This is a genomic window from Rudaea sp. 3F27F6, assembly GCF_005503555.1.
In the GTDB taxonomy this organism is placed as follows: Bacteria; Pseudomonadota; Gammaproteobacteria; order Xanthomonadales; family Rhodanobacteraceae; genus Rudaea.
Genome location: NZ_SCNG01000002.1, coordinates 1,094,891 through 1,119,043 on the forward strand (window position 1 = coordinate 1,094,891; position 24,153 = coordinate 1,119,043).

General features: G+C 64.3%; 23 protein-coding genes. 9 read left to right on the top strand and 14 right to left on the bottom strand.

Annotation, left to right across the window (positions count from 1 at the left end; genetic code table 11):
- Window positions 1-130: 130 nt before the first annotated feature.
- Window positions 131-616 carry a peptidylprolyl isomerase gene (locus FFS30_RS12605; RefSeq protein ID WP_137913478.1) on the bottom strand — a complete coding sequence of 162 codons (486 nt, stop codon included), beginning with the start codon at window positions 614-616 and terminating at the stop codon, window positions 131-133.
- Between the two features lie 273 nt (window positions 617-889).
- Here FFS30_RS12605 and FFS30_RS12610 point away from each other — a divergent pair, with 273 nt between their 5' ends.
- A complete protein-coding gene (locus FFS30_RS12610) occupies window positions 890-1,387 on the top strand; it encodes a C40 family peptidase (RefSeq protein WP_137913479.1) in 498 nt (165 codons plus the stop codon).
- 80 nt (window positions 1,388-1,467) lie between these two features.
- Here FFS30_RS12610 and FFS30_RS12615 read toward each other — a convergent pair whose 3' ends face one another.
- Entirely contained in the window at window positions 1,468-2,715 is a 1,248-nt protein-coding gene (locus FFS30_RS12615) for an MFS transporter (protein ID WP_137913480.1), read from the bottom strand.
- Window positions 2,716-2,781: 66 nt separating this feature from the next.
- Window positions 2,782-3,363 (bottom strand): YkvA family protein, encoded by a 582-nt coding sequence (locus FFS30_RS12620; protein ID WP_137913481.1) that lies wholly within the window; start codon window positions 3,361-3,363, stop codon window positions 2,782-2,784.
- A 112-nt stretch (window positions 3,364-3,475) separates the two neighbouring features.
- Here FFS30_RS12620 and FFS30_RS12625 point away from each other — a divergent pair, with 112 nt between their 5' ends.
- The 3 genes from FFS30_RS12625 (at window position 3,476) to FFS30_RS12635 (ending at window position 7,301) form a co-directional block, all read left to right on the top strand.
- Window positions 3,476-4,066, top strand: coding sequence for a hypothetical protein (locus FFS30_RS12625; RefSeq protein WP_249352406.1), 591 nt, complete (start codon window positions 3,476-3,478; stop codon window positions 4,064-4,066).
- A gap of 354 nt (window positions 4,067-4,420) precedes the next feature.
- On the top strand, window positions 4,421-5,749 hold the full coding sequence (locus FFS30_RS12630) for a DEAD/DEAH box helicase (protein ID WP_137913482.1): 1,329 nt from the start codon (window positions 4,421-4,423) through the stop codon (window positions 5,747-5,749).
- A 568-nt stretch (window positions 5,750-6,317) separates the two neighbouring features.
- Window positions 6,318-7,301 (top strand): AraC family transcriptional regulator, encoded by a 984-nt coding sequence (locus FFS30_RS12635; protein ID WP_171014588.1) that lies wholly within the window; start codon window positions 6,318-6,320, stop codon window positions 7,299-7,301.
- Window positions 7,302-7,315: 14 nt separating this feature from the next.
- Here the strand turns inward: FFS30_RS12635 and FFS30_RS12640 are convergent, their stop codons facing one another.
- The 6 genes from FFS30_RS12640 to FFS30_RS12665 all read right to left on the bottom strand — a co-directional run bounded on the left by FFS30_RS12640 (window position 7,316) and on the right by FFS30_RS12665 (window position 14,090).
- Entirely contained in the window at window positions 7,316-7,852 is a 537-nt protein-coding gene (locus FFS30_RS12640) for a protease inhibitor I9 family protein (protein ID WP_137913484.1), read from the bottom strand.
- 123 nt (window positions 7,853-7,975) lie between these two features.
- On the bottom strand, window positions 7,976-8,578 hold the full coding sequence (locus FFS30_RS12645; protein ID WP_137913485.1) for a class I SAM-dependent methyltransferase: 603 nt from the start codon (window positions 8,576-8,578) through the stop codon (window positions 7,976-7,978).
- 193 nt (window positions 8,579-8,771) lie between these two features.
- Window positions 8,772-9,827, bottom strand: a complete 1,056-nt coding sequence (locus FFS30_RS12650) for a 2-oxoacid:ferredoxin oxidoreductase subunit beta (RefSeq protein ID WP_137913486.1) — start codon at window positions 9,825-9,827, stop codon at window positions 8,772-8,774.
- 170 nt (window positions 9,828-9,997) lie between these two features.
- Entirely contained in the window at window positions 9,998-11,851 is a 1,854-nt protein-coding gene (locus FFS30_RS12655) for a 2-oxoacid:acceptor oxidoreductase subunit alpha (RefSeq protein WP_137913487.1), read from the bottom strand.
- Window positions 11,848-12,243, bottom strand: coding sequence for a four helix bundle protein (locus tag FFS30_RS12660; RefSeq protein ID WP_283235210.1), 396 nt, complete (start codon window positions 12,241-12,243; stop codon window positions 11,848-11,850). The genes FFS30_RS12655 and FFS30_RS12660 overlap by 4 nt, the downstream gene beginning before the upstream one ends.
- A 26-nt stretch (window positions 12,244-12,269) precedes the next feature.
- On the bottom strand, window positions 12,270-14,090 hold the full coding sequence (locus tag FFS30_RS12665) for an FAD-dependent oxidoreductase (protein WP_137913488.1): 1,821 nt from the start codon (window positions 14,088-14,090) through the stop codon (window positions 12,270-12,272).
- Window positions 14,091-14,316: 226 nt separating this feature from the next.
- Between FFS30_RS12665 and phaZ the strand changes: the two genes are divergently transcribed.
- Window positions 14,317-15,567 (top strand): polyhydroxyalkanoate depolymerase, encoded by a 1,251-nt coding sequence (gene phaZ / locus FFS30_RS12670; protein ID WP_137913489.1) that lies wholly within the window; start codon window positions 14,317-14,319, stop codon window positions 15,565-15,567.
- 18 nt (window positions 15,568-15,585) lie between these two features.
- On the opposite strand, the gene tgt is transcribed toward phaZ, so the two are convergent.
- On the bottom strand, window positions 15,586-16,692 hold the full coding sequence (gene tgt / locus FFS30_RS12675) for a tRNA guanosine(34) transglycosylase Tgt (protein ID WP_137913490.1): 1,107 nt from the start codon (window positions 16,690-16,692) through the stop codon (window positions 15,586-15,588).
- Between the two features lie 239 nt (window positions 16,693-16,931).
- On the opposite strand from tgt, the gene FFS30_RS12680 reads away from it, so the two are divergent.
- The 4 genes from FFS30_RS12680 to FFS30_RS12695 all read left to right on the top strand — a co-directional run bounded on the left by FFS30_RS12680 (window position 16,932) and on the right by FFS30_RS12695 (window position 19,260).
- Window positions 16,932-17,330 carry a DUF1801 domain-containing protein gene (locus FFS30_RS12680; protein ID WP_137913577.1) on the top strand — a complete coding sequence of 133 codons (399 nt, stop codon included), beginning with the start codon at window positions 16,932-16,934 and terminating at the stop codon, window positions 17,328-17,330.
- 123 nt (window positions 17,331-17,453) lie between these two features.
- A complete protein-coding gene (locus FFS30_RS12685; RefSeq protein ID WP_137913491.1) occupies window positions 17,454-17,897 on the top strand; it encodes a GNAT family N-acetyltransferase in 444 nt (147 codons plus the stop codon).
- A 172-nt stretch (window positions 17,898-18,069) separates the two neighbouring features.
- Window positions 18,070-18,465 carry an SgcJ/EcaC family oxidoreductase gene (locus tag FFS30_RS12690; protein WP_137913492.1) on the top strand — a complete coding sequence of 132 codons (396 nt, stop codon included), beginning with the start codon at window positions 18,070-18,072 and terminating at the stop codon, window positions 18,463-18,465.
- A gap of 153 nt (window positions 18,466-18,618) precedes the next feature.
- Window positions 18,619-19,260, top strand: a complete 642-nt coding sequence (locus FFS30_RS12695) for a heme-binding beta-barrel domain-containing protein (RefSeq protein ID WP_137913493.1) — start codon at window positions 18,619-18,621, stop codon at window positions 19,258-19,260.
- A 42-nt stretch (window positions 19,261-19,302) separates the two neighbouring features.
- Here the strand turns inward: FFS30_RS12695 and queA are convergent, their stop codons facing one another.
- From queA to FFS30_RS12710, 4 genes are all read right to left on the bottom strand, one after another.
- Window positions 19,303-20,343, bottom strand: a complete 1,041-nt coding sequence (gene queA, locus FFS30_RS12700; RefSeq protein WP_137913494.1) for a tRNA preQ1(34) S-adenosylmethionine ribosyltransferase-isomerase QueA — start codon at window positions 20,341-20,343, stop codon at window positions 19,303-19,305.
- A 100-nt stretch (window positions 20,344-20,443) separates the two neighbouring features.
- Complete coding sequence (locus FFS30_RS23850) at window positions 20,444-20,608, bottom strand: DUF5668 domain-containing protein (protein ID WP_171014589.1); 165 nt, start codon at window positions 20,606-20,608, stop codon at window positions 20,444-20,446.
- A gap of 96 nt (window positions 20,609-20,704) precedes the next feature.
- Window positions 20,705-22,930: a hypothetical protein gene (locus FFS30_RS12705; RefSeq protein ID WP_137913495.1), complete on the bottom strand. Its 2,226-nt coding sequence runs from the start codon at window positions 22,928-22,930 to the stop codon at window positions 20,705-20,707.
- A complete protein-coding gene (locus tag FFS30_RS12710) occupies window positions 22,917-24,131 on the bottom strand; it encodes a DUF3142 domain-containing protein (RefSeq protein ID WP_137913496.1) in 1,215 nt (404 codons plus the stop codon). Before FFS30_RS12710 ends, FFS30_RS12705 begins: the two co-directional genes overlap by 14 nt.
- Window positions 24,132-24,153: the final 22 nt, after the last annotated feature.

Consider the following 24,153-nt stretch of genomic DNA (forward strand, 5'->3'; position numbering starts at 1 on the left):
CGCTCAGCGCCGCGCGAAGGCAATCCCGGTCCGCCGCAGGGACTTCCCTCGACCGGAGCCGCCTGGGCAGCTCCGGTCCCGGATCGACTCCGGACAAACTCTCTCCCGCAAGCGGAAAAGAGAAAACCGCTCAGTGATGGTGACCGCCGTCGCCGTGCACGTGTCCGTGCTCGACTTCCTCGGGCGTGGCATCGCGCACATCGGTGATCTCGATGTCGAAATTCAGCGTCTTGCCGGCCATCGGATGATTGAGGTCTACGTCGATCACGCTCGATCCGACCTTGAGCACCACGACCTGGCGATAGCCGCCGCCCTGCACGCTGAGCACGGTCGGGTCGCCGGCCTTCAAATGATCGGCGTCGCGGAAATACTTCTTCGGCACGCGCTGGGTGAAATCGTCGCGACGCTCGCCGTAGCCCTGCTCGGGCGGCACGCGCACGTCGAACTTGTCGCCGGGCTCGTGGCCTTCCATCGCCTGCTCAAGGCCCGGGATGATCTGGCCGTGGCCGAACAGAATCGTCAACGGCGCGGCTTCGCGCGAGGAATCGAGCTGCGCGCCGGCCTCGTCGGTGAGGTGATAGTGGAAGGTCACGACCTTGTTTTTCTCTGCTTTCATTCCGGTTGTCCATGACGCCGGCGGTCGCCGGGCTGGGCGGAATTATAGAGAAAAACCGGTCCCGACCGCCCGCCGCGGCGACTTCCGTAGCGGCCGGAAACGAAATCTCGGGCGCCGGTGGCGGCGTGCTTGGCATCGGAGACGCTGGTACGAACACTGCACCGCCGCGATCAGCTTCGCTGGACCGACAGCCCGACGAAACACTCGCCCCCCACGCGATCCATGACGAAGCGCCGTTGACAGCACCGCGCATTTGCCCGAACGTTCAGGGCGATGCGCTGCCCTCGTCTTCTATTCGTACTCCTCGCCATCGCGTTGCTCGCGGCCTGCTCCGGGCCACGTCCACGGCCGCAGCGCGAACCGCTGCCGCCGCCCGCGCCGCGCGGGATCGCGAAGCCGAACGACATCCTGTTCCGCGCGATCGGCCTCGTCGGCACGCCGTATCACTGGGGCGGCAACACGCCGCAGAGCGGTTTCGACTGCTCGGGCCTGGTCGTCTACGTGTTCCGCGAAATCGCCGGAGTCAACCTGCCGCGCACGACGCAGGACATGTACGCGCTCGATCTCGCCGAAGTGCGTCGCGACCGCCTGCAGAGCGGCGATCTGGTTTTCTTCAACACGGCGGGACGCGACGTGAGCCATGTCGGCATCTATGTCGGCGAGGATCGTTTCGTCCATGCGCCGAACGAAGGCGGTACGGTGCGCCTCGACTATCTGAGCAATGTTTACTGGAACGCGCACTATCGCGGCGCGAAGCGCGTGCGTTTGTAGCCGCAGTCGGATCTTCTCGCAGGGGCGCGATTTATCGCGCCTGCTCGCAAGCCGACGAGATAAATCGCGCGCCTAAGCAGCTAGATCGGATTTTTCGCCGCTTCCAAATCGCTGCCGAACTTCTTGCCCTTCGCTTCGGGCCCAAACCAAGCAACGGCGGCAAGCGCAACTGCAACGCCGGCGATGAAGATCGCCATCACGAGCCCGTACTGTTTGTTGTTCTGCTCGGCGAGCAAGGTCAGAAACCATGGCGTGCCCGCGGAAATGAAATTGCCGATCTGGTAGGTCAGCCCCGGCAGGGTCGCGCGCACGGCGTCCGGCGACAGCTCGTTCAGATGCACGGGCACCACGCCCCATGCGCCCTGCACCATGAACTGCACGGCGAACGCGCCGGCGCCGAGCAGCAGCACCTCGTCGCTGAATGCCCACAACTTGAGCACCGGCAGCACGAGCAAGGCCGCGATCACGATCGCGCGCCGGCGCCCGATGCGCTCGGACAAGGCGCCGAAGAACAGGCCGCCGCAGATCGCGCCGATCGGCCCGACGATGGCGAGCTTCGCGGTCAGGTCGGTACCGAAACCTTTCTCGGCCTGCAGGAACAGCGGATACAGATCCTGAGTGCCGTGGCTGAAGCAGTTGAACAGCGCCATCATCACGATCATGAACAACGCGCGGCCCCAGAGCCCGCGCATCACTTCGAGCGGATTGCGCTTCTCTGGCGCCTGCTTGCGCACCTGTTCCCATACCGGCGACTCGGGCACCTTGCTGCGGATGTAGAGCACGAGCAGCGCCGGCACGAAGCCGACGATGAACATGCCGCGCCAGCCGACGTAATCGAACACCGCCCAGAACAGCAGCCCGGCGAGCAGGTTGCCGCAGGCATAGCCTTCCTGCAGCAAGCCGGAGACGAGACCGCGCGTCTTCTCCGGAATCATCTCCATCGTCAGCGATGCGCCGAGCCCCCACTCGCCGCCCATCGCGAAACCGAACAGCGCGCGCAGGATCAGCAGCACCGTCAGCGACGGCGCGAACGCGGAGGCTAGCTCGAACACCGAAAACAGGAACACATCGAGCATGAGGATCGGGCGCCGGCCGAACTTGTCGGCGAGGCGGCCGAAGACCAGCGCGCCGAACGGCCGCGCGGCCAGCGTGAGCGTGATCGCGAGGGCGACGCGCTCGGGCGATTCGTGGAAGTCGGTCGCGATCGCCTTGACCGCGAAAATCAGGATGAAGTAGTCGAACGCGTCGAGCGTCCAGCCGAGAAAACCCGCGACGACGACGTTGCGCTGCGCCGAATTCATTGCGCGCAGCTCGGACCACAAAGACATGCCTAGCCTCCCGTTGTGATGCGCAAGCCGTTGCGCGCGGATGCGCCCGCTCCGCTCGAATCGCGCTTATCTGCGTTTGTTCGCGTCGTTTCGCGGCGGAGAAACTTCTCGCGTCGCGCTCCCCTCGGCCGCGGCAGCGAGTGTGCGCTTCGCAAGTCTCGCGCGCAACGCGTCGCGCTTGCGCGCGAGGCTCGTGGCGTATTCGTGCCGTGCATCGGGCAGTTGCGGCGCGGCGCCGAGGGCGTCGCGGTAGTCGCAGAAGTCGGTGTAGGCGCGCAGTACGGGCGCGAGCTTGCGCAACAACATTTCGAGCATGATCGCGTCATCGAGCAAGCCGATCACTTCGATGTCGTCGGGGATCAGATCTTCCGGATCGCTGAAGTAGACCAGCGCTTCGAGCACGTCCACGCGCTGCGCGGAAGGCAGCGCCCAGGCCTCGTCTTCGAGCATGACGATCAGCCGCTGCACGCCACCGATGCGCTTGCGCACGTAGCTCGGCGCGGTCGAGATCGGCAGCGAATCGAGCGCCTGTTTGGCCGCTTCGAGAATGTCGGCCTCGTCCGCCTCCTGGGCGACGCGGCGCGAGCGGACGAGTGCTTCGGCGAAACGTGTGATGTCGCCGGGTTCGAGTTCTATGGTGATGCGCATGAGAAGAAAGATTAGACCGCGAAGCCCGGTCCAGAGGCCGCACGCGGAAAAAGTGTTATCGCGGCGAACGGTACCGTTCGCACGATGCTCTCACGAATCCTTGGAGGCGATGATGAGTAGCGAAAAATATGTGATCGTTTTCGCATTACTCGCATTTGTAAATCCATTGCCGGCCGGCGCGGAACCCGAAAAAACGGCTGTCGCGCCCGCGCCTGCTTCGTCGCAAGCCGTCTCGCCCGGTGGTCAGCACGACTTCGACTGGGAGATCGGCAATTGGAAAACCCGGCTCAAGCGCCGCCTGCATCCGCTGACCGGCTCGAACGACTGGGTCGAATACGAAGGCACGACCACGGTGCGCAAGGTCTGGGACGGCGCGGCCAATCTGGTCGAACTCGACGTGAAAGGCCCTGCCGGCCGCATCGAAGGCCTGGCGCTGCGCCTGTACAACCCGCAATCGCGGCAGTGGAGTCTCAACTTCGCCAATCGCGCCGGCGGCACCTTGTTCGTGCCGACCATCGGCGAATTCAAGAACGGCCGCGGCGAGTTCTACAGTCACGAGACCTTGAACGAGCGCGCCATCCTGGTGCGCTTCGTCATGTCCGACATCACCCGCGATTCGGCGCGATTCGAGCAGTCGTTTTCCGATGACGGCGGCAAAACCTGGGAAGCGAACTGGATCGCGGTCGATACGCGCATCCCCTAGTCCGCTGCCTGCGCGCCGCCCCGGCGCACTCGCGGCGCACGCCTTGGCGCGAGACGGCCTGCATTCACACCGCGCGCGGGAAGTACGGTATACTCCGCGCCGCTTCAATGCGTCGCACCGCCGTTTTTCCCTTCCGGTCGATTCGACTCGCGATTGCTCGCGGTCAGTTCTCCTGCACCACTCGGTCACGACGCCCCTGCGGTTTTACGCTTTACTAAAGCGAAAACCGCCTTACGCCTGCGGCGCGGTTCATCGGGAACGCTCAAGGTTTTTTTGTACGTGCCGCATCGTGCAGCGCGTATGTCGCATGCGCCGGAATTCTGCGGCGCAGGCGCTTTGAAGGAGTTCTACATCATGTCATTCGATACCCTCGGACTTTCGTCCAACATCCTGCGCGCCCTCGCCGACGCCGGCTACGACACGCCGACGCCGATCCAGGAAGCCGCCATTCCGCTCGTGCTCGAAGGCCGCGACCTGCTCGCCGGCGCGCAGACCGGCACCGGCAAGACCGCCGCGTTCTCCCTGCCGCTGCTCGAGCGCCTGTTCGCCAAGACCGCGCCGGTCGCCGGCAAGCGCCGTCCGCGCGCGCTGATCCTGACGCCGACGCGCGAACTGGCCGCGCAGATTCACGAAAACGTCCGCACCTATGCCAAGCACCTGCGCGTCTACGCGACGACGATCTTCGGCGGCGTCGGCATGCAGCCGCAGATCGATGCGCTGCGCCGCGGCGTCGATATCGTCATCGCCACGCCGGGCCGCCTGATCGACCATCTCGAACGCCGCACGGTCGACGTCTCCGGCATCGAGATCCTCGTCCTCGACGAAGCCGACCGTATGCTCGACATGGGCTTCCTGCCGCAGATGAAGCGCATCCTCAACACACTGCCGAAGCAGAATCGCCAGACCCTGCTGTTCTCTGCCACGTTCGCCGACCAGATCAAGGCGCTCGCGCGCGAATTCATGCGCGATCCGGCCGAAGTGCAGATCGCCGCGCGCAACAGTGTCGTCGCGACCGTCACGCATCGCGTGCATCCGGTCGACGCGGCGAAGAAGCGCGACCTCCTGCTCGAACTGCTGAGCCGTGACAGCCGCCGTCAGACGCTCGTGTTCGGCCGCACCAAGCACGGTGCCGACAAGCTCGTCAAGTTCCTCGATCAGCACGGTCTGCGCACCGCGGCGATCCACGGCAACAAGAGCCAGGGCGCGCGCACGCGCGCGCTTGCTGATTTCAAGAATGGAAAAATCACTGTTCTGGTTGCGACCGATATCGCCGCGCGCGGCATCGACATCGACCAGCTACCTCTCGTGATCAACTTCGATCTGCCGATGGTCGCCGAGGATTACGTGCACCGCATCGGCCGCACCGGCCGCGCGGGCGCCGAAGGCCTCGCCGTCTCGCTCGTCTCGCATGACGAAACCCGTTTGCTGCGCGACATTCGCCGCATGCTCAAGCAGGACATCGCGATCGAGAACGTCGAAGGATTCGAGCCGAGCCAGCCGCTGCGCCTCGACGGCAACGGCGGCGGCGGCGGACAGCCGAAGCAGAACGCCCCGGCGCGCAAGCCGAACCACGCGCGCCGCCCGCACGCGAAGGCACCGAACGGTCAGCAGGCCAAGCCGCATGCAGCGGCGAACAAGCAGCCGCGCCATTGGCGTGGCGGGCGCGACGCGCGCAAAGCCTGAGCATCGACCGGGCGCAGCGGAAACAAAACCGCTGCGCCCGCTTGCTGATCCGGAATGTTTCGGCATCCGGGCCCACATTCCTTGCACCTATGCCTTCGGGTTGACGGTCGACCTGCCGGGTCCGATCACGGCTACCGCGCGTGCCGATGTCGATCACTCACCCCCGAGCCGCCGGCAAGAAAATCTGCCGGACTAGAAGGCGCACCGCTCTTACGGCCGTCCTGCCGCATCGCCCATTGAGACGATCGCCCCTCTTTTCGCAGCGGATCCATTCGAATCGTTCCCCGAGAACCGGCCGTCTGACCAGGCACCAAAGACAGCATTACATTTTTTGACAAAAAGTCACATTTTTTGGATAATTGGTAATGAGGTATTTCAAGGACAAGAGGCGCTTCGGAATTCGCCCACCGTCGTGCCGCTCCTTCGACAGCAGCGATTTCCGCAACCGCGAGAGCTTTCCCGCCGATGCGAGCGAGCCTCACGGTAGCCACCCAAGACTCGCCGTCGCCGCACTCTCTACCGCCTCGCCGTAATCGGATTTGCCGTTCGCCTTCGGATATCGATGCTCATGTCATCCCATTCCGTACCGCAGCCGAAAACCCCTCGCACCGAAGCGCTCGCGGCGCGGGCTGAATCGAATGCGCCGTTTCACACCGATCGCGCGCGCACGACCTATCAAAACCAGCGCCTGCTGAGCTGGCACGACGCGGATCTCTTCGTCAGCGCGTACGAGCCCGCGGCTTCGGTGCGCCTGTGGTCAAGGAATTCGATCGACGTGCTGACCATTTTTCTGCAGGGCGGCGCGCAAAAGCACGAGGGCGAAATCAACGGCAGCGGCTTCCGCTTCGGCGCGCATCGCCGCGGGCAGGTATCCGTCTATCCATGCGATGCCGGAATGGATTTCGACATGGCCCATTCGCGCCTGAAAACCTGCGATCTGCATTTTCCGAAGCAGTTCGCGACGAACCAACTGGGCTTTCGCGAAGAGCGGCCGTTGACCTTGCAGCTGGCGAAGTCCGATCCATTCCTCTTCCATACGGCCGAGCAATTCGTCGCGCTGGAGAATCTGCACGACGATGTTTACGCCCTGCAGAAAGAAAGCCTGTTTCGCGTGCTGGCCCTGCATCTGTTCGCCAATTGCTGCGAAGGCCCCGCGCTACCATTGCCGGTCAACCTGCACCAGCTTTCGGCCAAGCGCGCACGACAATTGCAGGACTATATCGACAGCGAACTGCACCGGCGTTTCAGCGTCGGCGAATTGGCCTTGCTGGCCGGATGCGACGCGCGCGAGTTCCACGCGGTTTTCCGCAATACTTTCGGCAACTCGCCGGCGCAATACATCATCGATCGGCGCCTGGAGCGCGCCTCACAGCTGATCCGCGATACGACGCTCGACATCACCGGCATCGCCCTCGACACCGGATTCTCGAGCCAGAGCCATCTGACGACGACGCTGCGAAAACGTCGCGGCGTCACACCGTATCAATTGCGCAAGCGATCGGCGCGCGCTTTCCTCTTGCAGCGAGAGCCGCGCCGCGTCTTCACGCGGTAGCGGCGTAGGCAGCGCTACTTGGACGGCTGATCCATGAGCCGATTCTGCTTCGGCAGGTCAACCGACTGCACTTCGCTCATTTTCCTGACGGTCTCCGCCTCGGGTCCGGTCAGATTGAGGCTGAAACCGTTGATAGCGTAGTGATAGTCCTGCACGGGCTCGACGCGGCGATGCACGAGAGCGGCGATTTCGTCGAGGACACGTTGGTGTCGTTGTTGCGATTGCGCGAGCAGCTCTTGCGCTTCCGGCGAACGCGGATTCCATTTCACCGCCCGACGCTGTGCCGGAGGCAACTGCGCAGCGATCTCGTCCTGCTTTTTGCGCCACGCGCTCGCCACGCCGTCGCCGCGCAGCATAACGATATAGATGCGGCGGCCATTGGCGTCCGGCGCGGCGTCCCGCGCCGAGATCGACGCCTCGTTCGGATCTTCATGGCCGGACTGCATGGGGGCGACCTGGTCCGACGAACCGCTCGCGCCGGTTGCTGCGCAAGTCCCTGCGGCCAGCACGGCCATGCCGATTGCGGCGGCAAGAGTAAGGGATCGATCCATTCGTACGTTCTCCTTATCGAACGGCACACCATACGCAGCATACGAGAACAGTCGCCGCGACGGTATCCGATCGTCCGCCACTCACCCAAGCAGACGGCGCTAGCGCCGCGATGCCGCGCTGGATCAACTTCTAACCACTTCCAGTTCCGCGACGGAAGCCTGCAGCTTCGGTCCGAGGTAGCAATGCGAGCCGCACGCGATCAGTCCTGCTTGCGTAAAAGTGGACAAGTACCATTTTGGCGTGCGCGCAATAAAGCCGTGCTTGTCGCCGTCGAGCGCGTCCTTCGAGGTGAACAGTTCGAGGAACGCAACACCGGCGAGCATGTCGGCAACGCCGGCGAGACCGCGGCGCAGCTCGGCGGAAGGCAGATAGTGGATCACGTCGGAGCAGACGATCAGATCGAAGTCGGCGTCGAAGCGCAGTTCGGCGAGCTGGCCGAAGCCGACGAGGCGCAGGTTGCGCGCACGGCCGTAGCGCGCAATCGCATATTCGCTTGAATCAACGCCGAGATAGTCGATACGCGGGCGCAACTTCTTCAGCGGCGCACGCCACGCGCCCTCGCCGCAGCCGACGTCGAGCACGTTGCGCACGCGCCGGCCGAGGTAGTACTCGGCCACGGCGATCGCCAGCGCGGCCTTGCGTTCCAGCAGCGCCGGCGTGTTCACCGCATGCTGCGAATGGCGATACCAACGGTCGAAATAGGCGCGGTCGTAAGTTTTCTTCATGCGCGCATTCTGAAGGCAGAGGCTCGATTTATCGAGCCCGGCTTTGCCTCCCTTCTCCCGGCAGGAGAAGATGGCGGGAAGCACCGGATGAGAGGGAAGCATCAGGACGCAGAATTACTTTCCGTACTGCTACGCCCTTCCCTCATCCGCCCTTCGGGCACCTTCTCCCGGTGGGAGAAGGAAAGAAGAGCATTCAGCGCAGCGAATTGTTGATCTTCGCCAAGTTGTCTGCGCCGGGACTAAGTTCCTTCGCGCCAAGACGGTTGATCGGCACTTCGGTCGTATTGAAGTGCTCGTGCAGGTCGTGCGCGTCGGGATCGACGTAGAGCAATCCCGTGACGACTTCGCCCTTGGCTTGTTGCGCATGCACGTAGTTCATCGCTTTGATGCGGTCATGCGCATTGAAGTCGGCGCTGAGCTTGCGCAGGCGCACGATGCTGCCGTCGTGCTGGGTCACGTCGACGATCTCGCCTTCGGCATAATCGACCGTGATCTCGGCGCGCACGTCGATGAAATCGAGCCGGTTCACCGCTTCGTTGTGCTCGCGCACATACTCGTAGCTCTTGGTGCTGCCGGCGTGATTGTTGAACGCCACGCACGGGCTGATCACGTCGATGAAGGCCGCGCCCCTGTGCGCGATTGCGCCCTTGATCAGCGGCACGAGTTGCTTCTTGTCGCCGGAGAATCCGCGCGCAACATAAGTGGCGCCGAGTTGCATCGCCAGGCCGACCAGATCGAGCGGGCTGTCGGTGTTGACGACGCCCTTCTTCGACTTCGAGCCCTGATCGGCCGTCGCGGAAAATTGGCCCTTGGTCAGGCCATAGACACCGTTGTTCTCGACGATGTAGACCATGTTGACGCCGCGCCGGATCGCGTGCACGAACTGGCCGATGCCGATCGAGGCCGAGTCGCCATCGCCCGACACGCCGAGATAGAGCAGGTCGCGGTTGGCGAGGTTCGCGCCGGTCAGCACCGACGGCATGCGCCCGTGCACGGTGTTGAAGCCGTGCGACTGGCCGAGGAAATAATCCGGCGTCTTCGAGCTGCAGCCGATGCCGCTGAGTTTGGCGACGCGATGCGGTTCGATATCCAGTTCCCAGCAGGCCTGGATGATCGAGGCCGAAATCGAATCGTGGCCGCAGCCGGCGCAGAGCGTCGAAATCTTGCCTTCGTAGTCTCGGCGCGTGAAGCCGATCGCGTTGCAGGCCAGCGTCGGGTGATGCAGTTTGGGTTTGGCGATGTAGGTCATTTAGAAGCGACTCACAGCAGTAGCTGTCATTCCAGCGCAAGCTGGAATGCAGCCTTTTGTTGTAATGCTTTCAGAGCAGGAGCCGGATTCCAGCTTGCGCAGGAATGACGAGCAAAAGCGAAGGCGCTGGATTCCCGCTAGACGCATGTGGGAATGACAAGCAAGAGCAGTCACGCCGCATTCTCCTTCACCTTGGCTGGCCGCATCCGCGCGGCAATCGCACCCGCGATAAACCGCGCCGTGATCGGCGTGCCGTCGTAGTGCAGAACCGCGACGAGGCGCGCCGGGTCGATGCCGAATTCGTTGATCAGGAGTGTGCGCAATTGCCCGTCGCGATTCTGCTCGACGACGAAGACGCGCTCGTGCTGACGGATGAATTCGCCGACGCTGTCGGGGAACGGGAATGCACGCACGCGCAGCGTGTCGAGCACGAGGCTTTGCTTGCCGAGCAACTCGATCGCTTCGGCCATCGACGGGCTGGTCGAACCGTAATAGATCACGCCGTCGTGCGCCTCACCGCCGGTGCCGCGCAGGATCGGCTGCGGCACCAGCGATTTCGCCGTGTCCCATTTCCGCAGCAGGCGCTCCATGTTGTAGACGTAGTCGGGACCCTTTTCCGAGTAGCGCGCGTACGGGTCGCGCGAAGTGCCGCGCGTGAAGTAAGCACCGCGCTCGGCGTGCGTGCCGGGATAGGTGCGGTACGGAATGCCGTCGCCGTCGACGTCCTTGTAGCGGCCGAAATCCTTGCCCGCTTCGAGTTCCTCGGCCGTCATCACCTTGCCGCGGTCGTAGTCGCGCCGGTCGTCCCATTGAAACGGCGCGGTCAGGCGCTGGTTCATGCCGATGTCGAGATCGGTCAGCACAAAAATCGGCGTCTGCAGGCGATCGGCAAGATCGAGCGCCTGCGCCGAAAATTCGAAACACTCGTGCGGGTCTTCGGGCAACAGCAGCACGTGCTTGGTGTCGCCGTGCGAGGCGTACGCGCAGGCGAGCACGTCGGACTGCTGCGTGCGCGTCGGCATGCCGGTCGACGGGCCGCCGCGCTGCACGTCGATGATCGTCACCGGAATCTCGGCGAAGTACGCGAGACCGATGAATTCGTTCATCAGCGAGATGCCCGGCCCCGCCGTCGTAGTGAATGCGCGCGCGCCGTTCCAGCCCGCGCCAACGCACATGCCGATCGAAGCGATCTCGTCTTCAGCCTGCACGATGGCGAAACGGTTGCGTCCGCTTTCGGCATCGACGCGGTACTTCATGCAGTACTTCTGGAATGCTTCGGCCAGCGAAGACGACGGCGTGATCGGATACCACGCACAGACCGTAGCGCCGCCGTAGACGCAGCCGAGTGCGGCGGCGACGTTGCCGTCGACGAAAATCTTCTCGCCGACGTTGTCGGCACGCTGCACATGCAGGCCGATCGGGTCGAGATGCTGCGCAGCGTGTTCACGCCCCAGCTCCAGCGCCTGCATGTTGGAATCGAGCAGCTTTTCCTTGCCCTTGTACTGCTCGGCGAACAAGCGCTTGATCTCGCGCGCGTCGATGCCGAGCAGCACGGACAAGGCGCCGAGATACATGATGTTCTTGAACAGTTGGCGCTGGCGCGCGTCGGCGTAAGTGCTATTGCAGATCGCCGTCAGCGGCATGCCGATGATATTGACGTCGTCGCGGAACTTCGACGCCGGCAGCGGACGCGTCGAGTCGTAAAACAAGTAGCCGCCCGGTTCGATTTCCTTGATGTCGGCATCCCAGGTCTGCGGATTCATTGCAACCATCAGATCGACACCGCCGCGCCGGCCGAGCCAGCCACGCTCGCTGACGCGCACCTCGTACCAGGTCGGCAGGCCCTGGATGTTCGACGGAAAAATATTGCGCGGACTGACCGGCACGCCCATGCGCAGGATCGAGCGCGCGAACAGTTCGTTTGCCGACGCCGAACCCGAGCCGTTGACGTTGGCGAATTTGACGACGAAGTCGTTGGTGGCGGAAAGACGGTGAGCGGGAAGCGGTGAGCGGTGAGCGGTCATGGCGACACCTCGGCACGCGCACGCTTGACGTTGATCAGCGCATTGAGGCGTGCATTCAGAAGTTGCAGCGCGGATTGAAGCGGCTGGGCGTCGTCAAGAAAACCCAAATCACGCGCAATCCACAACTGCGTATCAAGCTCCGCGAGCGATCCTCTCGCAATGGTCAGAAAGCGAATCAGCTCGACCCTGCCTCCTCTGCCCGCGCCTTCGGCGATATTGGAGGGAATGCTAACCGCGGCGCGGCGCATCTGACCGGTGAGACCGAAGCGCTCCTGCTCGGGAAATGCCGCGGTAGCGTGATAAATTTCTCGAACGAGACGCATCGCGTCCTTCCACACGTCAAGATCATAGTGCCTGGGATGTTGACGCGGCTTTTCCCGCTCACCGCTCACCGCTTCCCCGCTCACCACTTTCAACTTCACGCGACCTCCCGTCTGCGTGCACGGCACCCCGGCCCAGCCTGCGTCGTTTCGAGCAGAAACTTGCGCATGTCCCAAGCGCCGGTCGGGCAGCGTTCGGCGCAGAGTCCGCAGTGCAGGCAGACGTCTTCGTCCTTGACCATCACCCTGCCCGTCTTCAACGCATCGGACACGTATAGCGACTGAGTAAGGTTCAGCGCCGGCGCAGTCAGATGCGTGCGCAGCTCGGCTTCTTCACCGTTTTCGGTGAAGCTGATGCAGTCCATCGGACAGATATCGACGCAGGCATCGCATTCGATGCAGGCGTCCTTGGTGAACACGGTTTGCACGTCGCAGTTGAGACAGCGCTGCGCTTCCTGCACCGCGGTCACCGCATCGAAACCGAGTTCGACCTCGACCTTGATGCTTTTCAAGGTCGCCGCTTTCTCGCGCCACGGCACGACGTAGCGCTGGTCATTGGAGATGTCGTTGTCGTAACTCCACTCGTGGATGCCCATCTTCTGCGAGATCAGGCTGACCGCGGGTTCGGGGCGTTCGTGGATGTCCTCGCCGCTCAGCATCTTGTCGATCGACACGGCGGCCTCGTGCCCGTGCGCGACCGCCCAGATGATGTTCTTCGGCCCGAACGCTGCGTCGCCGCCGAAGAAGACGTTCGCCAAGGTCGATTGCATCGTCGCCTTGTCGACCTTGGGCAGACCCCACTCGTCGAAGTCGATGCCGACGTCGCGCTCGATCCACGGAAACGCATTTTCCTGACCGACCGCGATCAGCACTTCGTCGCATTCGAAAAATGCGTAGGGCTCGCCGGTCGGCACCAGCTGGCGACGGCCTTTCACGTCGCGCTCGGCGCGCACTTTCTCGAAGGTCATGCCGATCAGTTTGCCGTCGCGATGCTCGAAGGTTTTCGGTACGAGGTAGTTGAGGATCGGGATGCCTTCGTGCATCGCGTCCTCTTTCTCCCACGGACTCGCCTTCATTTCCTCGAAGCCGGAACGCACGATCACCTTCACGTCCTCGCCGCCGAGCCGGCGCGAGGAACGGCAGCAGTCCATCGCGGTGTTGCCGCCGCCGAGCACGATCACGCGCTTGCCGATGCTCTTGATGTGCTCGAAGTAGACCGACGCGAGCCAGTCCAGACCGATGTGAATATTCGCCGCGGCCTCGCTGCGTCCCGGCAGATCGAGATCGCGGCCGCGCGGCGCGCCGCTGCCGACGAAAACCGCGTCGAAATTCTGTGCGAGCAGATCGCGCATCGAATCGATGCGCGCGCCGCCGCGGAATTCGACGCCGAGATCGAGCACGTGGCCGACTTCCTCGTCGATCACTTCTTCGGGCAGGCGAAAGCGCGGCACCTGGGTGCGCATGAAGCCGCCGCCCTTTTGCTCGGCTTCGAACACGGTGACGTGATAGCCGAGCGGCGCGAGATCGCGCGCGACGGTCAGCGCCGAAGGCCCTGCGCCGACGCAGGCGATGCGCTTGCCGTTTTTCTTCGCGGCCGGTTTCGGCATGCGTGCACGCACCGCGGCATGGTCTTTGTTGTCGGCCGCCACACGTTTCAGGCGGCAGATCGCCACCGGTTCGGGCTTGTCCGCATCTTCGACGCGTCCGCGCCGGCAGGCCGGCTCGCAGGGGCGGTCGCAGGTGCGGCCGAGGATGCCGGGGAAGACGTTCGATTTCCAATTGACGAGATAAGCATCGTCATACCGCCCCGCGGCGATCAGCCGGATGTATTCGGGGACCGGAGTGTGAGCCGGACAGGCCCACTGGCAATCGACGACTTTGTGGAAATAGTCAGGTACGCGAATATCGGTAGCTTTCACCAACGCCCTCCGCGATGCGGTCTTGACCCGGTCGGGGTTCCGGATTGCCGCTTGGCCCGAGTCTACTCTCGCGCGGCGGGGCTCCGCAAAGGCATGCCGCATTAATCGATCTTCATGCGACGGAGTGCACGATTTGTTGCGATGCAGCGTGATGGCGACTAGCATACGGAGGTTCTGCCCCGTGCAGAATTTGTTCGAATTCTTCCGCACGCCGGGAACCCACGCTATGACGATGTTTTTGTACCAGCTGCATGAGCTCAACCGCGCTCTGCTCAATCCGCTGATCACCTTCTCCGAGAGCAGCGCGCGCATGTTCTCCTCGAAGGAGAGCTGGCTGTCGAAGCTGCCCGGTGCGCCGCGCGTGGCGGCCAACTACGAGTTACTCTACCGTCTCGGCAAAGACTACGAAAAGCCGGCGTTCAACATCCACTCGGTGCAGGCGCACGGCAATGCCGTACCGATCGTCGAACAGGTCGCGCTGGCCAAGCCGTTCTGCAACCTGATCCGCTTCAAGCGTTACAGCGACGAGATCGACACGCTGCAGCAGCTGAAGAGCGATCCGGCCGTGCTCGTCGTCGCGCCGCTGTCCGGACATCACGCCACCCTGCTGCGCGACACCGTGCGCACGCTGCTGCAGGACCACAAGGTCTACATCACCGACTGGGTCGACGCGCGCATGGTGCCGGTCGAGCAGGGTCCGTTCCATCTCGACGACTATGTCGCCTACGTGCAGGAGTTCATCCGCCATATCGGCGCGAAGGATTTGCACGTGATCTCGGTCTGCCAGCCGACCGTGCCCGTGCTCGCCGCGATTTCGCTGATGGCCTCGGCCGGCGAAGTGACGCCGCGCACGATGACGATGATGGGCGGCCCGATCGACACGCGCAAGAATCCGACCAAGGTCAACGATCTCGCGACGACGCAGCCGATCGAGTGGTTCCAGGCCAACGTCATCAATGCGGTGCCGACGAATTATCCGGGCAAGGGCCGCGAGGTCTATCCGGGCTTCCTCCAGCATGCGGGCTTCGTCGCGATGAACCCGAGCCGGCATTTCTCCTCGCACTGGGATTTCTACCAGGACCTGCTGCGCGGCGATCTGCAGGACGCCGATGCGCACCGCGAGTTCTACAACGAGTACAACGCCGTACTCGACATGCCCGCCGAGTACTACCTCGACACGGTGAAGACCGTGTTCCAGGAGCATGCCCTGCCGCGCGGCACCTGGAAGGTGAAGAACAAGCCGGTCAAGCCAGCCGACATCAAGGGTACCGCCCTCTTCACGATCGAAGGCGAACTCGACGATATCTCCGGCCTCGGCCAGACCGAAGCCGCACACGAGCTGTGCAAAGGCATCCGCGTGACGAGCCGTCAGCACCTCACCGTCAAGGGCGCTGGCCACTACGGCATCTTCTCGGGACGCCGCTGGCGCGAAAACGTCTATCCCGAAGTGCGCGCGTTCATCCGCAAGTTCTCGTAAGCGCGACCGCCGTCGCGCCTACTTGCGCCGCAATGCATAGAACTCGGCGACGAAATCGCCGAGCCGCTGCGCGGCGATCGCTTCGCGCAGGCCGCGCATCAGATCCTGGTAATAGTGCAGGTTGTGGATCGTCGCGAGCATCGGCCCGAGCATCTCGCCGCACTTGTCCAAGTGCCGCAGATACGCGCGTGAGAAACCGTTCGCGCAGGTGTAACACGCGCAGGTTTCGTCGAGCGGCCGCGTGTCGCACTCGTACTGCGAATTGCGGATGCGCAGCACGCCGCTGCGGGTGAAAATGTGCGCATTGCGCGCGTTGCGCGTCGGCATCACGCAGTCGAACATGTCGATGCCGCGCAGCACGGCCTCGACGATGTCCTCCGGCCGACCCACGCCCATCAGATAGCGCGGCCTGTCCGCCGGCAGCATCGGCACGGTCTCTTCGAGCGTGCGGTTGCGTTCCTCCTCGGGCTCGCCGACGGCGAGGCCGCCCACGGCGTAGCCGTCGAAGCCGATCTGCAGCAGTCCGTCCGCGGAGATCTTGCGCAGCGCCGGATAAGTGCCGCCCTGAACGATGCCGAACAGCGAATTGGGATTGTTCAAATCGTCGAACGCGCGCCGCGAGCGTTCGGCCCAGCGCAGGCTGAGCTGCATCGAATCGCGCGCCTGTTTTTCCGTCGCCGGATACGGCGTGCACTCGTCGAAGATCATGGCGATGTCCGAGTCGAGCGTCTTCTGGATGCGCATCGATTCCTCGGGCGAAAGGAATACCTGCGAGCCGTCCACGGGCGACGCGAAGCGCACGCCCTCCTCGCTGATCTTGCGCCGCTCGGCAAGCGAGAACACCTGGAAACCGCCCGAGTCGGTCAGGATCGGCTTGTTCCAGCCGATGAACTTGTGCAGGCCGCCGAATTCACCGATCACCGCAAGCCCGGGCCGCAGAAACAAATGAAACGTGTTGCCGAGGATGATCTCCGCGCCGATGTCGAGTATCGACTGCGGGGTCATGCCCTTTACCGAGCCGTAGGTGCCGACCGGCATAAACGCCGGCGTCTCGATCGTGCCGCGCGCAAAGCCCAGGCGCCCGCGTCGGGCGGCGCCATCGACGCCGAGAAGTTCAAAACGCATGCAAATTCCTGAAACCGCTGATTAAGACGCAAAGTATACGTGCTTGCCGGCGCCAACTCCCCTGTAGCGCATGACCGGAGCCGCCGACGTATGATCCGCGCGATCGACCATCCGCTGCTGCAGCCGCCTTCGACGCATGCCACGGCGATACAGCATCGCCGTCACGCCCCGGCATCGATTTACGAAGACGGACGCGCCGCGGAAGAAGGTCGTACGAAGCGAACAGCATGAGTATCGCCATGAGCCCCTTGTTTCGGTTCCCCGATTCGGTCAAGCGAGAGCCCGCCATCGAGGCCTGGATGCGTGAGTATCCGGACGCACTGAGCACGATCGCGCGGCATTGGTTCGGCGTCATGCGCGCCTGCGGCGACGACGTCCGCGAGCTGCTGCACGACGGCCACCCGACCGCATGCGTCGGCGATGCGGCGTTTGCTTATGTCGATGCGTTCAAGAACCACGTCAATGTCGGCTTCTTCCGCGGAGCCGACCTCCCCGATCCAAGCGGCTTGCTCGAAGGCACGGGCAAGTCGATGCGGCACGTCAAACTGATGCCCGGCCGCAAGATCGACGAGGCTGCTTTGAGAAAACTTATCCATGCTGCCTACGCCGACATGCAACGGTGTCTCACGACGCGTTAACCTTTGCACATCACACGCAATCCCATCGATCGAGCGGATTGCGGCGATGCGGCCCCGCTAGACTAACGCCTACTGCGGCAGCGCCCGCCTGCTTGCTTTGCCAGATATTGTCGAGAGGAATTCATGTCGACGTCTCCCGCTTACAGCATCGTGTACGAAACGCCCTCGGTGGAGACCTATCGGCATCTGCGCCAGGCCGCAGGATTGAGCCCGAAGACGCGCGAGGCCGCCGAACGCGGCCTGCCGAACACGCTATTCGCCGTGCAGGTACGTTGCGACGATCAAACGGTCGCGATGGGTCGCGTGATCGGCGACGGCGGCAATCACTATCAAGTGGTGGACATTGCCGTGCTGCCGGAGCACCAGGGCCGTGGACTCGGCAAGACCGTCATGCGCGAGATCGCCGGCTATATCGAGCGGGAAGTCCCCGAATCCGGCTACGTCAGCCTGCTCGCCGACGGTGAAGCATACCGGCTCTACCAGCAATACGGTTTCTCTCTTACCGCGCCGGCTAGCGTCGGCATGGCGCGCAGAAAAACTGCGCCAGCGGCGACGGACGATGCGTGACTATTCGCTCTGCAGCCGATGCCACGCTTTGCGCCTTCTTCCGGCATAGGCCCATGCCATCCCGTCCAAAGCGCATGCGCACTCTGCGAACGAATCGGTCGATGTTCACATCCGTCCACGGCGGCGCCGATCTTCCCTGCATGTTTGCCGATCATCTTCCGAAGAAAAGATCATGCAGAACGATGAACAGGAAATACGTCAATTGGTTTCGACCTGGATATCGGCGAGCAAGTCCGGCGACGTCGATACCGTCCTCTCGCTGACGACGGACGATGTCGTCTTTCTGGTCACCGGCCATCCCGTCATGCGCAAGGCCGAGTTCGCCGCGGCGTCGCGGGCGCAGGCGACCGCGGACGCACCGCAATTCGATGGCGCCAGCAATATTCAGGAGATCAAGATCGTCGGGGATTGGGCGTTTATGTGGAGCGAGCTTACCGTCGTCGTGACTCCGCCCGGCGGCGCCAAGCCGATGAAACGCGCGGGACACACATTGACCATCCTGCAGAAGCGCAACGGCAAGTGGCTGCTCGCGCGCGATGCCAATATGCTGGCGCCGGTGGAACAGTAAGGTCGCACACCACGTTCCGAACGTGCGGCGAAGACCGGCTTGTCCTTCGGGGTATCGCCGCAGGTTTGCGACGCTTAGACCAAGCGGAAGATGCCATCGTCGCGCGCACCGGCGCTACAATCCGGTCGCCAAAACTTCGCTGCGACGGGGAATATGGAAAACAATCTCACGGACATCTACACCGAGCCGCGCGACATCGACGTGCACACGCTGTCGAATCTGGGACCGCTGCGGCCAATGGCGGGCATCTGGCAGGGAACGCGTGGACTCGACGTGAAGCCCAAAGCCGCGGGGCCGAAGCAGCAGGCATTCGTCGAACGCATCGAGTTGCAGCCGATCGATCCGTTCACCAACGGCCCGCAATTGCTCTACGGGCTGCGCTATCACACGCACATCACCAAGCCCGGAATGGTCAAGACTTATCACGACCAGGTCGGTTACTGGCTCTGGGATGCGGCGAACGGCACGGTCATCCACACCCTGACGATTCCGCGCGGGATGATCGCAATGGCCGCGGGACAAGCGGCGGCCGACGCGACGCACTTCGAACTTAGCGCGACGCAAGGGTTGGACACCTGGGGCATCTGCTCGTCGCCGTTCCTCGATCAGGCGTTCAAGACGATCGAGTTCAAAATCGCGGTGACGATTCTCCCCGACGGCAGTTGGCAATACGACGAAGACACCGTTCTGCAGATTCACGGCCAGAACGAGCCGTTCCATCACACCGACCGCAACGTGTTGACCAAGATCGGCGAGCCGACGCCGAATCCGCTCGCGCGCGATACGCAAAGCTGAGGCCGGCCGCGGCACCGGATCGCGCCGCGCGGCTTGTTTCGATCAGACACCCGCCGGCAGAATCAGCATCGCGTCGCCATAGGAAAAGAATCGATAGCGCTGCTCGACTGCGTGCCGATACGCATCGAGCATCAGCTCGCGCCCCACATACGCCGACACGAGCATCAGCAAGGTCGACTCGGGCAAATGGAAGTTCGTGATCAGCGCATCGATGCTGTCGATCTTGTAGCCCGGGAAGATGAAGATCTGGGTTTCGCCCGCGAACGGTTCGACGACGCCGTCGTGCTTGGCCGATTCGAGCGCGCGCACCACCGTGGTGCCGACCGCGACTACCCGCCCGCCGCGCGCGCGCGTGCGCCGCATCTTCTCGACCAGTTCGGCGCCGACATTCAGCCATTCGCGGTGCATGACATGGTCTTCGAGCCGTTCGCGCCGTATGGGCTGGAAGGTACCGGCGCCGACGTGCAGGGTAACGTAGCCGAAATCGATGCCGCGGCCGCGCAGAGCTTCGAGCAGCGGCGCATCGAAGTGCAGGCCGGCGGTCGGCGCGGCGACCGCGCCGGGCGTGTGCGCGAACACGGTCTGATAACGCACCTCGTCGTCGATGTCGATCGACGACGCGCCGCGCTCGATGTACGGCGGCAGCGGCATGCGCCCGAGTTTCGGCAGCAGCTTCTCGAGCGGTTCGGACGACTCGAAGCGCAGGCGGTAGAACTCCCCTTCGCGCCCGAGCACGAGCACGCTGCTGTCATCGCCGAGGCGGATGCGCGACCCTTCGCGCGGCTTCTTCGACACGCCGAGCTGAGCGAGCACTTCGTGCGTGCCGGTGATGCGCTCGATGAGAATTTCGACCGCGCCGCCGGTTTCCTTATGTCCGTACAGGCGCGCATGCAGCACGCGCGTGTCGTTGAACACGAGCAGGTCGCCCTCGCGCAGATACTCGCTCAGGTCGGTGAACCGCCGGTCGGCGAAAGAGCGAGCCGCGGCGTCGACGACGAGCAGGCGGCTCGCCGAACGCTGCGGCAGCGGTGCCTGCGCGATCAACTCGCGCGGCAGGTCGTAGTGGAAATCGGCTTTTTTCAACGCGGCTCGGAGATCGTGACGGAAAGCCGATTATCGCCGATGCTGCGGCCGATGACGTCCAGTCGCCGGACCGGCCGCGACGATGCCGTCCCGCCGCGCGCTATTTCCCGCTCGACTGCCAGCGCTGCACGCCGATCGCGATGAGGATCAGCGGCCACCATTTCGCGATCAGATGGCCGACGTCGGGAATCAGATTGAAATTGGCGAGCAGGAAAAAGATGCCCAGGCCGATCAGGATCAAACCCGTGGTCTTGTTGGCGGACATGGAGATTCTCGAAGAAGGCGATGCGCGCGCCGTTCAGAAATGACGCGCGCCGGCATTGTTGGCATGAATAGATGAATTGCCGCTGTCCGCCGCAGGTCAGCGGGCCGCGGCGGCACGCTTGCGCCGCAGCCACCAGACGCCGAGCGCCAGCAGGACGACGATACCGAGCACGTAGGGCGCGCTGTGCCGGATCGTACGCTTCCACCAGGCCACGCGTTCGGCCTGCACGCGCGCCTCGGCGGCGGCGAAATCGGGTTCGGGACAGGCGCGGCCGAAATCCGCTCCCCAGGGCACGTAGGGACCTTGCTTGAGATAGCGCAGGTAGAGTTTTTCCGCGACCGGCGGATCGCGGTCGATCAGCCAGGCCGTCGCATGACAGAGCACGGCGGCGAATGCCTGCGTCCGCGGCGGCAGCAGGTCGGCGGACTTCGACGCGAGATCGACCGCGTTGTAGCGATAGTGGAAACGTTCGAGCGGCTGCGCGCGGCTCGCGGCAACGCGCGCGGCTTCGTCGGGACCGGCGAGCTTGCCCGGCACGATGATGTCCTTGCGCTTGAGCGGTGCCGCTCCGGGCTTGTCCGCAGCGGCCGCGGCAGCGGTGAAATCGGCATTGGTCCAGCCGCCGCCGAGATCGTAGTTGCCGCCGTAGATTTGATAATCCGGGTCGAGTTCGTAGCCGATCAAGTCGATGCCGTCGAAGCGCGCCGAATGCGCCGCGGCGTACCGGGCTTTGGCCTGGTCGATGCGTCCGCCCTGCGTGGCGGCGCGGCGCGCGTCGACATAGGCCTGCGCTTTCTCTTTCAATTCGGCGGCGTCGAAGTAACCGAGCGCCTCGTCGTAGCGCTCGGCGCGCAGCAGGCGGCGCGCGAGCAGGGTGCGCAAGGCCGTTGCCGTCTGCGCGGGATTGCCGTAGCCGTTGCCGCCTTCGTCGGCTGCTGTGCCGGGCTTCGCAGCCGCGGCCTTCGGCACATGGGCGTCGACGAAGGACTTCAGCTCGTCGACGCTGAGCACGCGCTCCGCGACGTAGGCCGCATCGTTCCAGTAAAACGATGCGGCATTGTATAAATGTTCCATCGCCGCGAGATATTCGCCGCGCGACAGCGCGAGCGTGCCGCGCTCGCCCTCGACGCGGCACTGCGGCCGGATCGTCTCGCCGCCGAACTCGCCCGCATCCCAGTTCTCGCCCCATTCTTCGCCGGCCGGAAACGCTTTCGCCGCCTGCGCGTAGGCTTGCGCGGCCTCGTCAGCCTTGCCGGCGCGCAATGCGAGTTTGGCGCGCACCCACCAGGCGAGTCCGCTCGTATCCCGCTGCGCGAGCTGGGCGGCGAGATCGTACTTGCCGCTGCGATACGCGAGCGCGGCGACGCGGTCGGCGCCGGCGACCTTGTCGATGCCTGCGCGCGTGACCGCATCGAGGAACTTCTGCATGCGCGCCTCGCCGTCGGCCTTCGACTTGGCTACGTCGGCCGGCGAACTTTCGCCGTCGATCTCGGTGTCGGCGAGTTCGCTGCTGCGCGTGAAAAGATACGCCGTGATCAAGCGCTGCCCGAGATCGTCGCGGACAAGGCGATCGAGCGCGGGCGGTTCCTTGATCGCCTTGCGCGCGATCTGCAGCAGCGAATCGCGCCCCGACCGCGAGCCAAGCGCGGTCTGCTGCGCATACAGCGCGATCGCGGCGGCGTCTTCGTTGTCATCGAGATGCAGGCGTGCTTCTTCGCCGAGACTCGCCACGGCCAGGCCGAGTGGATCGGCGGCGCCCTTGGCGACTTCGTCGCGCAGCGCCCCATACAGCGGCGCCGCGGCGGCGGCATTGGCGCTATCGTCGCCGGCAATGCGCGCAAGCATGTACTGCGCCCAGAGTCCGTAATGCGTGCGCTCTGCGGCCGCCAGATCGAGCACACTCTTGAAGCGCCGCTGCGCCTCGTCGCCGTCGTGCTTTGCCCACGCTGCCGCACCGGCAAGATAGCGCCGCGCCTCTTCGGGCAGACCCTGCGCGGCTGCGTAGGCCGCCGCCGCATCGCCCGCGGCGCGTGCCGCGGCAACGCGATCGTATTTGTCGCCGAACCATCCGCGTTCGATGTTCTCGCGCAGCGGCCGCATCTGCCCGTCGACGTATTCTTCGCCGCCTTCGACCGCCTTGAACGCATAAGCCGGCTTCACCAGATGCGCGGCTTCGTAGTCGAATCCGCCTTCGGGCAACTTGTCCAGCGTCCAGGCGCGGTCATGCAGCAGATCGACCGGGAAGTTCGGCCCGCAGGCCAGGGCGGACATAGGCAGCGCGACGGCGAGCGCCGCGCAGAGCAGGCTGCTACGGATAGACATGTACGGATACCTTCTCGATCGACGCGCAACGCATCCAGCCGATGCGCCGCTCGCGCCCCGCGCGCAGTATCGCATCGGATGTCGGAAAAAACTGCCAGCCCTGCCCTGCCTTTTCCAGGCGGAAGCCGGCCAGCGCGTCCGCCGCTGCGCAATCTTTCGCGACGACGTCGATCGAGGCCGGCGGCGCGGCATCGAGCGTGCCGCGATTGGCGAGCACGATATCGGCGGCGCCCTCGCCCGTCGTCTGCGCGCGTGCGGCAAAGTCGGCATTGAGCGTCGCGCCGGCGATCACCGCATGCAGAGTCGAAGCACTCCAGGCGCGGCGGTCGTCCGCGCTCGGCAGGCGAAACCAGACAGTACCGACAAGCGACGCGGGGTGGGCGCGCTTGAGCCCGCTCAACAACACGACTACTTCGCGCGGATCGACGCGCAGCTCGCGCTTGTGTTCGGCATCGATCGCACGATCCATCTCGCTCTCGACCGCGACGGCACGGCCGTCGTCGTCGAAACCGACGCGCAAGCCATAGGCCGGCAGCGCGACGCGGAACGGCTTCGCCGCGACGGCGGCATAGCTGTCGATCCAGCGCCGCGCCTGCTCCGCATCGAACAAGCCGGCCTCACCCGTTGCCGCGCGCGGCGCTGCGATCGCATGCACCTGCAGCACCGACGCGTCGACTTCGCCGAGCAGGCGCGCAAGCGCGGGCGCACCGATCCAGGTCGGCAGCGCGGTGATCGACAGGCGCAGGCCCGCAGGCAGGCGCGGGCGCAACTGCGCGAGCAGGCCGGCATAGGCATCGAGCTGCGCGGTCGCGCAGTCGTGGTCGATTTCGATGCCGCTCAACGGCACGCCCGCATCGCGCCAGGTTTTGGCGATGTCGGCGATGCGCCACGCGAGCACATCGGCTGCGGGCGGCGGCCGGCTGCCGTTGAGCCGCAGCACGGCAATCACAGGTTTGCCGCTGCGCGCGAGCAGGTCGAGCTGCGGCGAGGCGTCGACGAGGCCGCCGTCCGCAGTCGATTCCGCGGCGAGCACGCGCCAGCCGGCGAAGTCGCCGCGCATCGTCTCGATCGACGCGGCCACAGCCGGCGTCCACTGGCGCTGCCAGATATAGGCTTCGTGGTCGAGCGGCGCGGCCGCCTCGCGCGCGCAGGCGGCGAGCAGCACGACGAGGCCGAGGCTAAGCCAGCGAACGATTTGCATGCGCGGATTGTAGGCAAAGCGG

What these genes read in the sequence shown, in the direction of transcription:
- FFS30_RS12625 (WP_249352406.1), top strand. Translation starts at nt 3,476, where the DNA reads ATGAGTAGCGAAAAATATGTGATCGTTTTCGCATTACTCGCATTTGTA.
- FFS30_RS12635 (WP_171014588.1), top strand. Translation starts at nt 6,318, where the DNA reads ATGTCATCCCATTCCGTACCGCAGCCGAAAACCCCTCGCACCGAAGCG.
- FFS30_RS12605 (WP_137913478.1), bottom strand. Translation starts at nt 616, where the DNA reads ATGAAAGCAGAGAAAAACAAGGTCGTGACCTTCCACTATCACCTCACC.
- FFS30_RS12685 (WP_137913491.1), top strand. Translation starts at nt 17,454, where the DNA reads ATGTCGACGTCTCCCGCTTACAGCATCGTGTACGAAACGCCCTCGGTG.
- FFS30_RS12680 (WP_137913577.1), top strand. Translation starts at nt 16,932, where the DNA reads ATGAGCCCCTTGTTTCGGTTCCCCGATTCGGTCAAGCGAGAGCCCGCC.
- FFS30_RS12695 (WP_137913493.1), top strand. Translation starts at nt 18,619, where the DNA reads ATGGAAAACAATCTCACGGACATCTACACCGAGCCGCGCGACATCGAC.
- tgt (WP_137913490.1), bottom strand. Translation starts at nt 16,692, where the DNA reads ATGCGTTTTGAACTTCTCGGCGTCGATGGCGCCGCCCGACGCGGGCGC.
- FFS30_RS12705 (WP_137913495.1), bottom strand. Translation starts at nt 22,930, where the DNA reads ATGTCTATCCGTAGCAGCCTGCTCTGCGCGGCGCTCGCCGTCGCGCTG.
- FFS30_RS23850 (WP_171014589.1), bottom strand. Translation starts at nt 20,608, where the DNA reads ATGTCCGCCAACAAGACCACGGGTTTGATCCTGATCGGCCTGGGCATC.
- FFS30_RS12650 (WP_137913486.1), bottom strand. Translation starts at nt 9,827, where the DNA reads ATGACCTACATCGCCAAACCCAAACTGCATCACCCGACGCTGGCCTGC.
- FFS30_RS12620 (WP_137913481.1), bottom strand. Translation starts at nt 3,363, where the DNA reads ATGCGCATCACCATAGAACTCGAACCCGGCGACATCACACGTTTCGCC.
- FFS30_RS12630 (WP_137913482.1), top strand. Translation starts at nt 4,421, where the DNA reads ATGTCATTCGATACCCTCGGACTTTCGTCCAACATCCTGCGCGCCCTC.
- FFS30_RS12640 (WP_137913484.1), bottom strand. Translation starts at nt 7,852, where the DNA reads ATGGATCGATCCCTTACTCTTGCCGCCGCAATCGGCATGGCCGTGCTG.
- FFS30_RS12690 (WP_137913492.1), top strand. Translation starts at nt 18,070, where the DNA reads ATGCAGAACGATGAACAGGAAATACGTCAATTGGTTTCGACCTGGATA.
- FFS30_RS12615 (WP_137913480.1), bottom strand. Translation starts at nt 2,715, where the DNA reads ATGTCTTTGTGGTCCGAGCTGCGCGCAATGAATTCGGCGCAGCGCAAC.
- FFS30_RS12645 (WP_137913485.1), bottom strand. Translation starts at nt 8,578, where the DNA reads ATGAAGAAAACTTACGACCGCGCCTATTTCGACCGTTGGTATCGCCAT.
- FFS30_RS12655 (WP_137913487.1), bottom strand. Translation starts at nt 11,851, where the DNA reads ATGACCGCTCACCGCTCACCGCTTCCCGCTCACCGTCTTTCCGCCACC.
- FFS30_RS12710 (WP_137913496.1), bottom strand. Translation starts at nt 24,131, where the DNA reads ATGCAAATCGTTCGCTGGCTTAGCCTCGGCCTCGTCGTGCTGCTCGCC.
- FFS30_RS12610 (WP_137913479.1), top strand. Translation starts at nt 890, where the DNA reads ATGCGCTGCCCTCGTCTTCTATTCGTACTCCTCGCCATCGCGTTGCTC.
- phaZ (WP_137913489.1), top strand. Translation starts at nt 14,317, where the DNA reads ATGACGATGTTTTTGTACCAGCTGCATGAGCTCAACCGCGCTCTGCTC.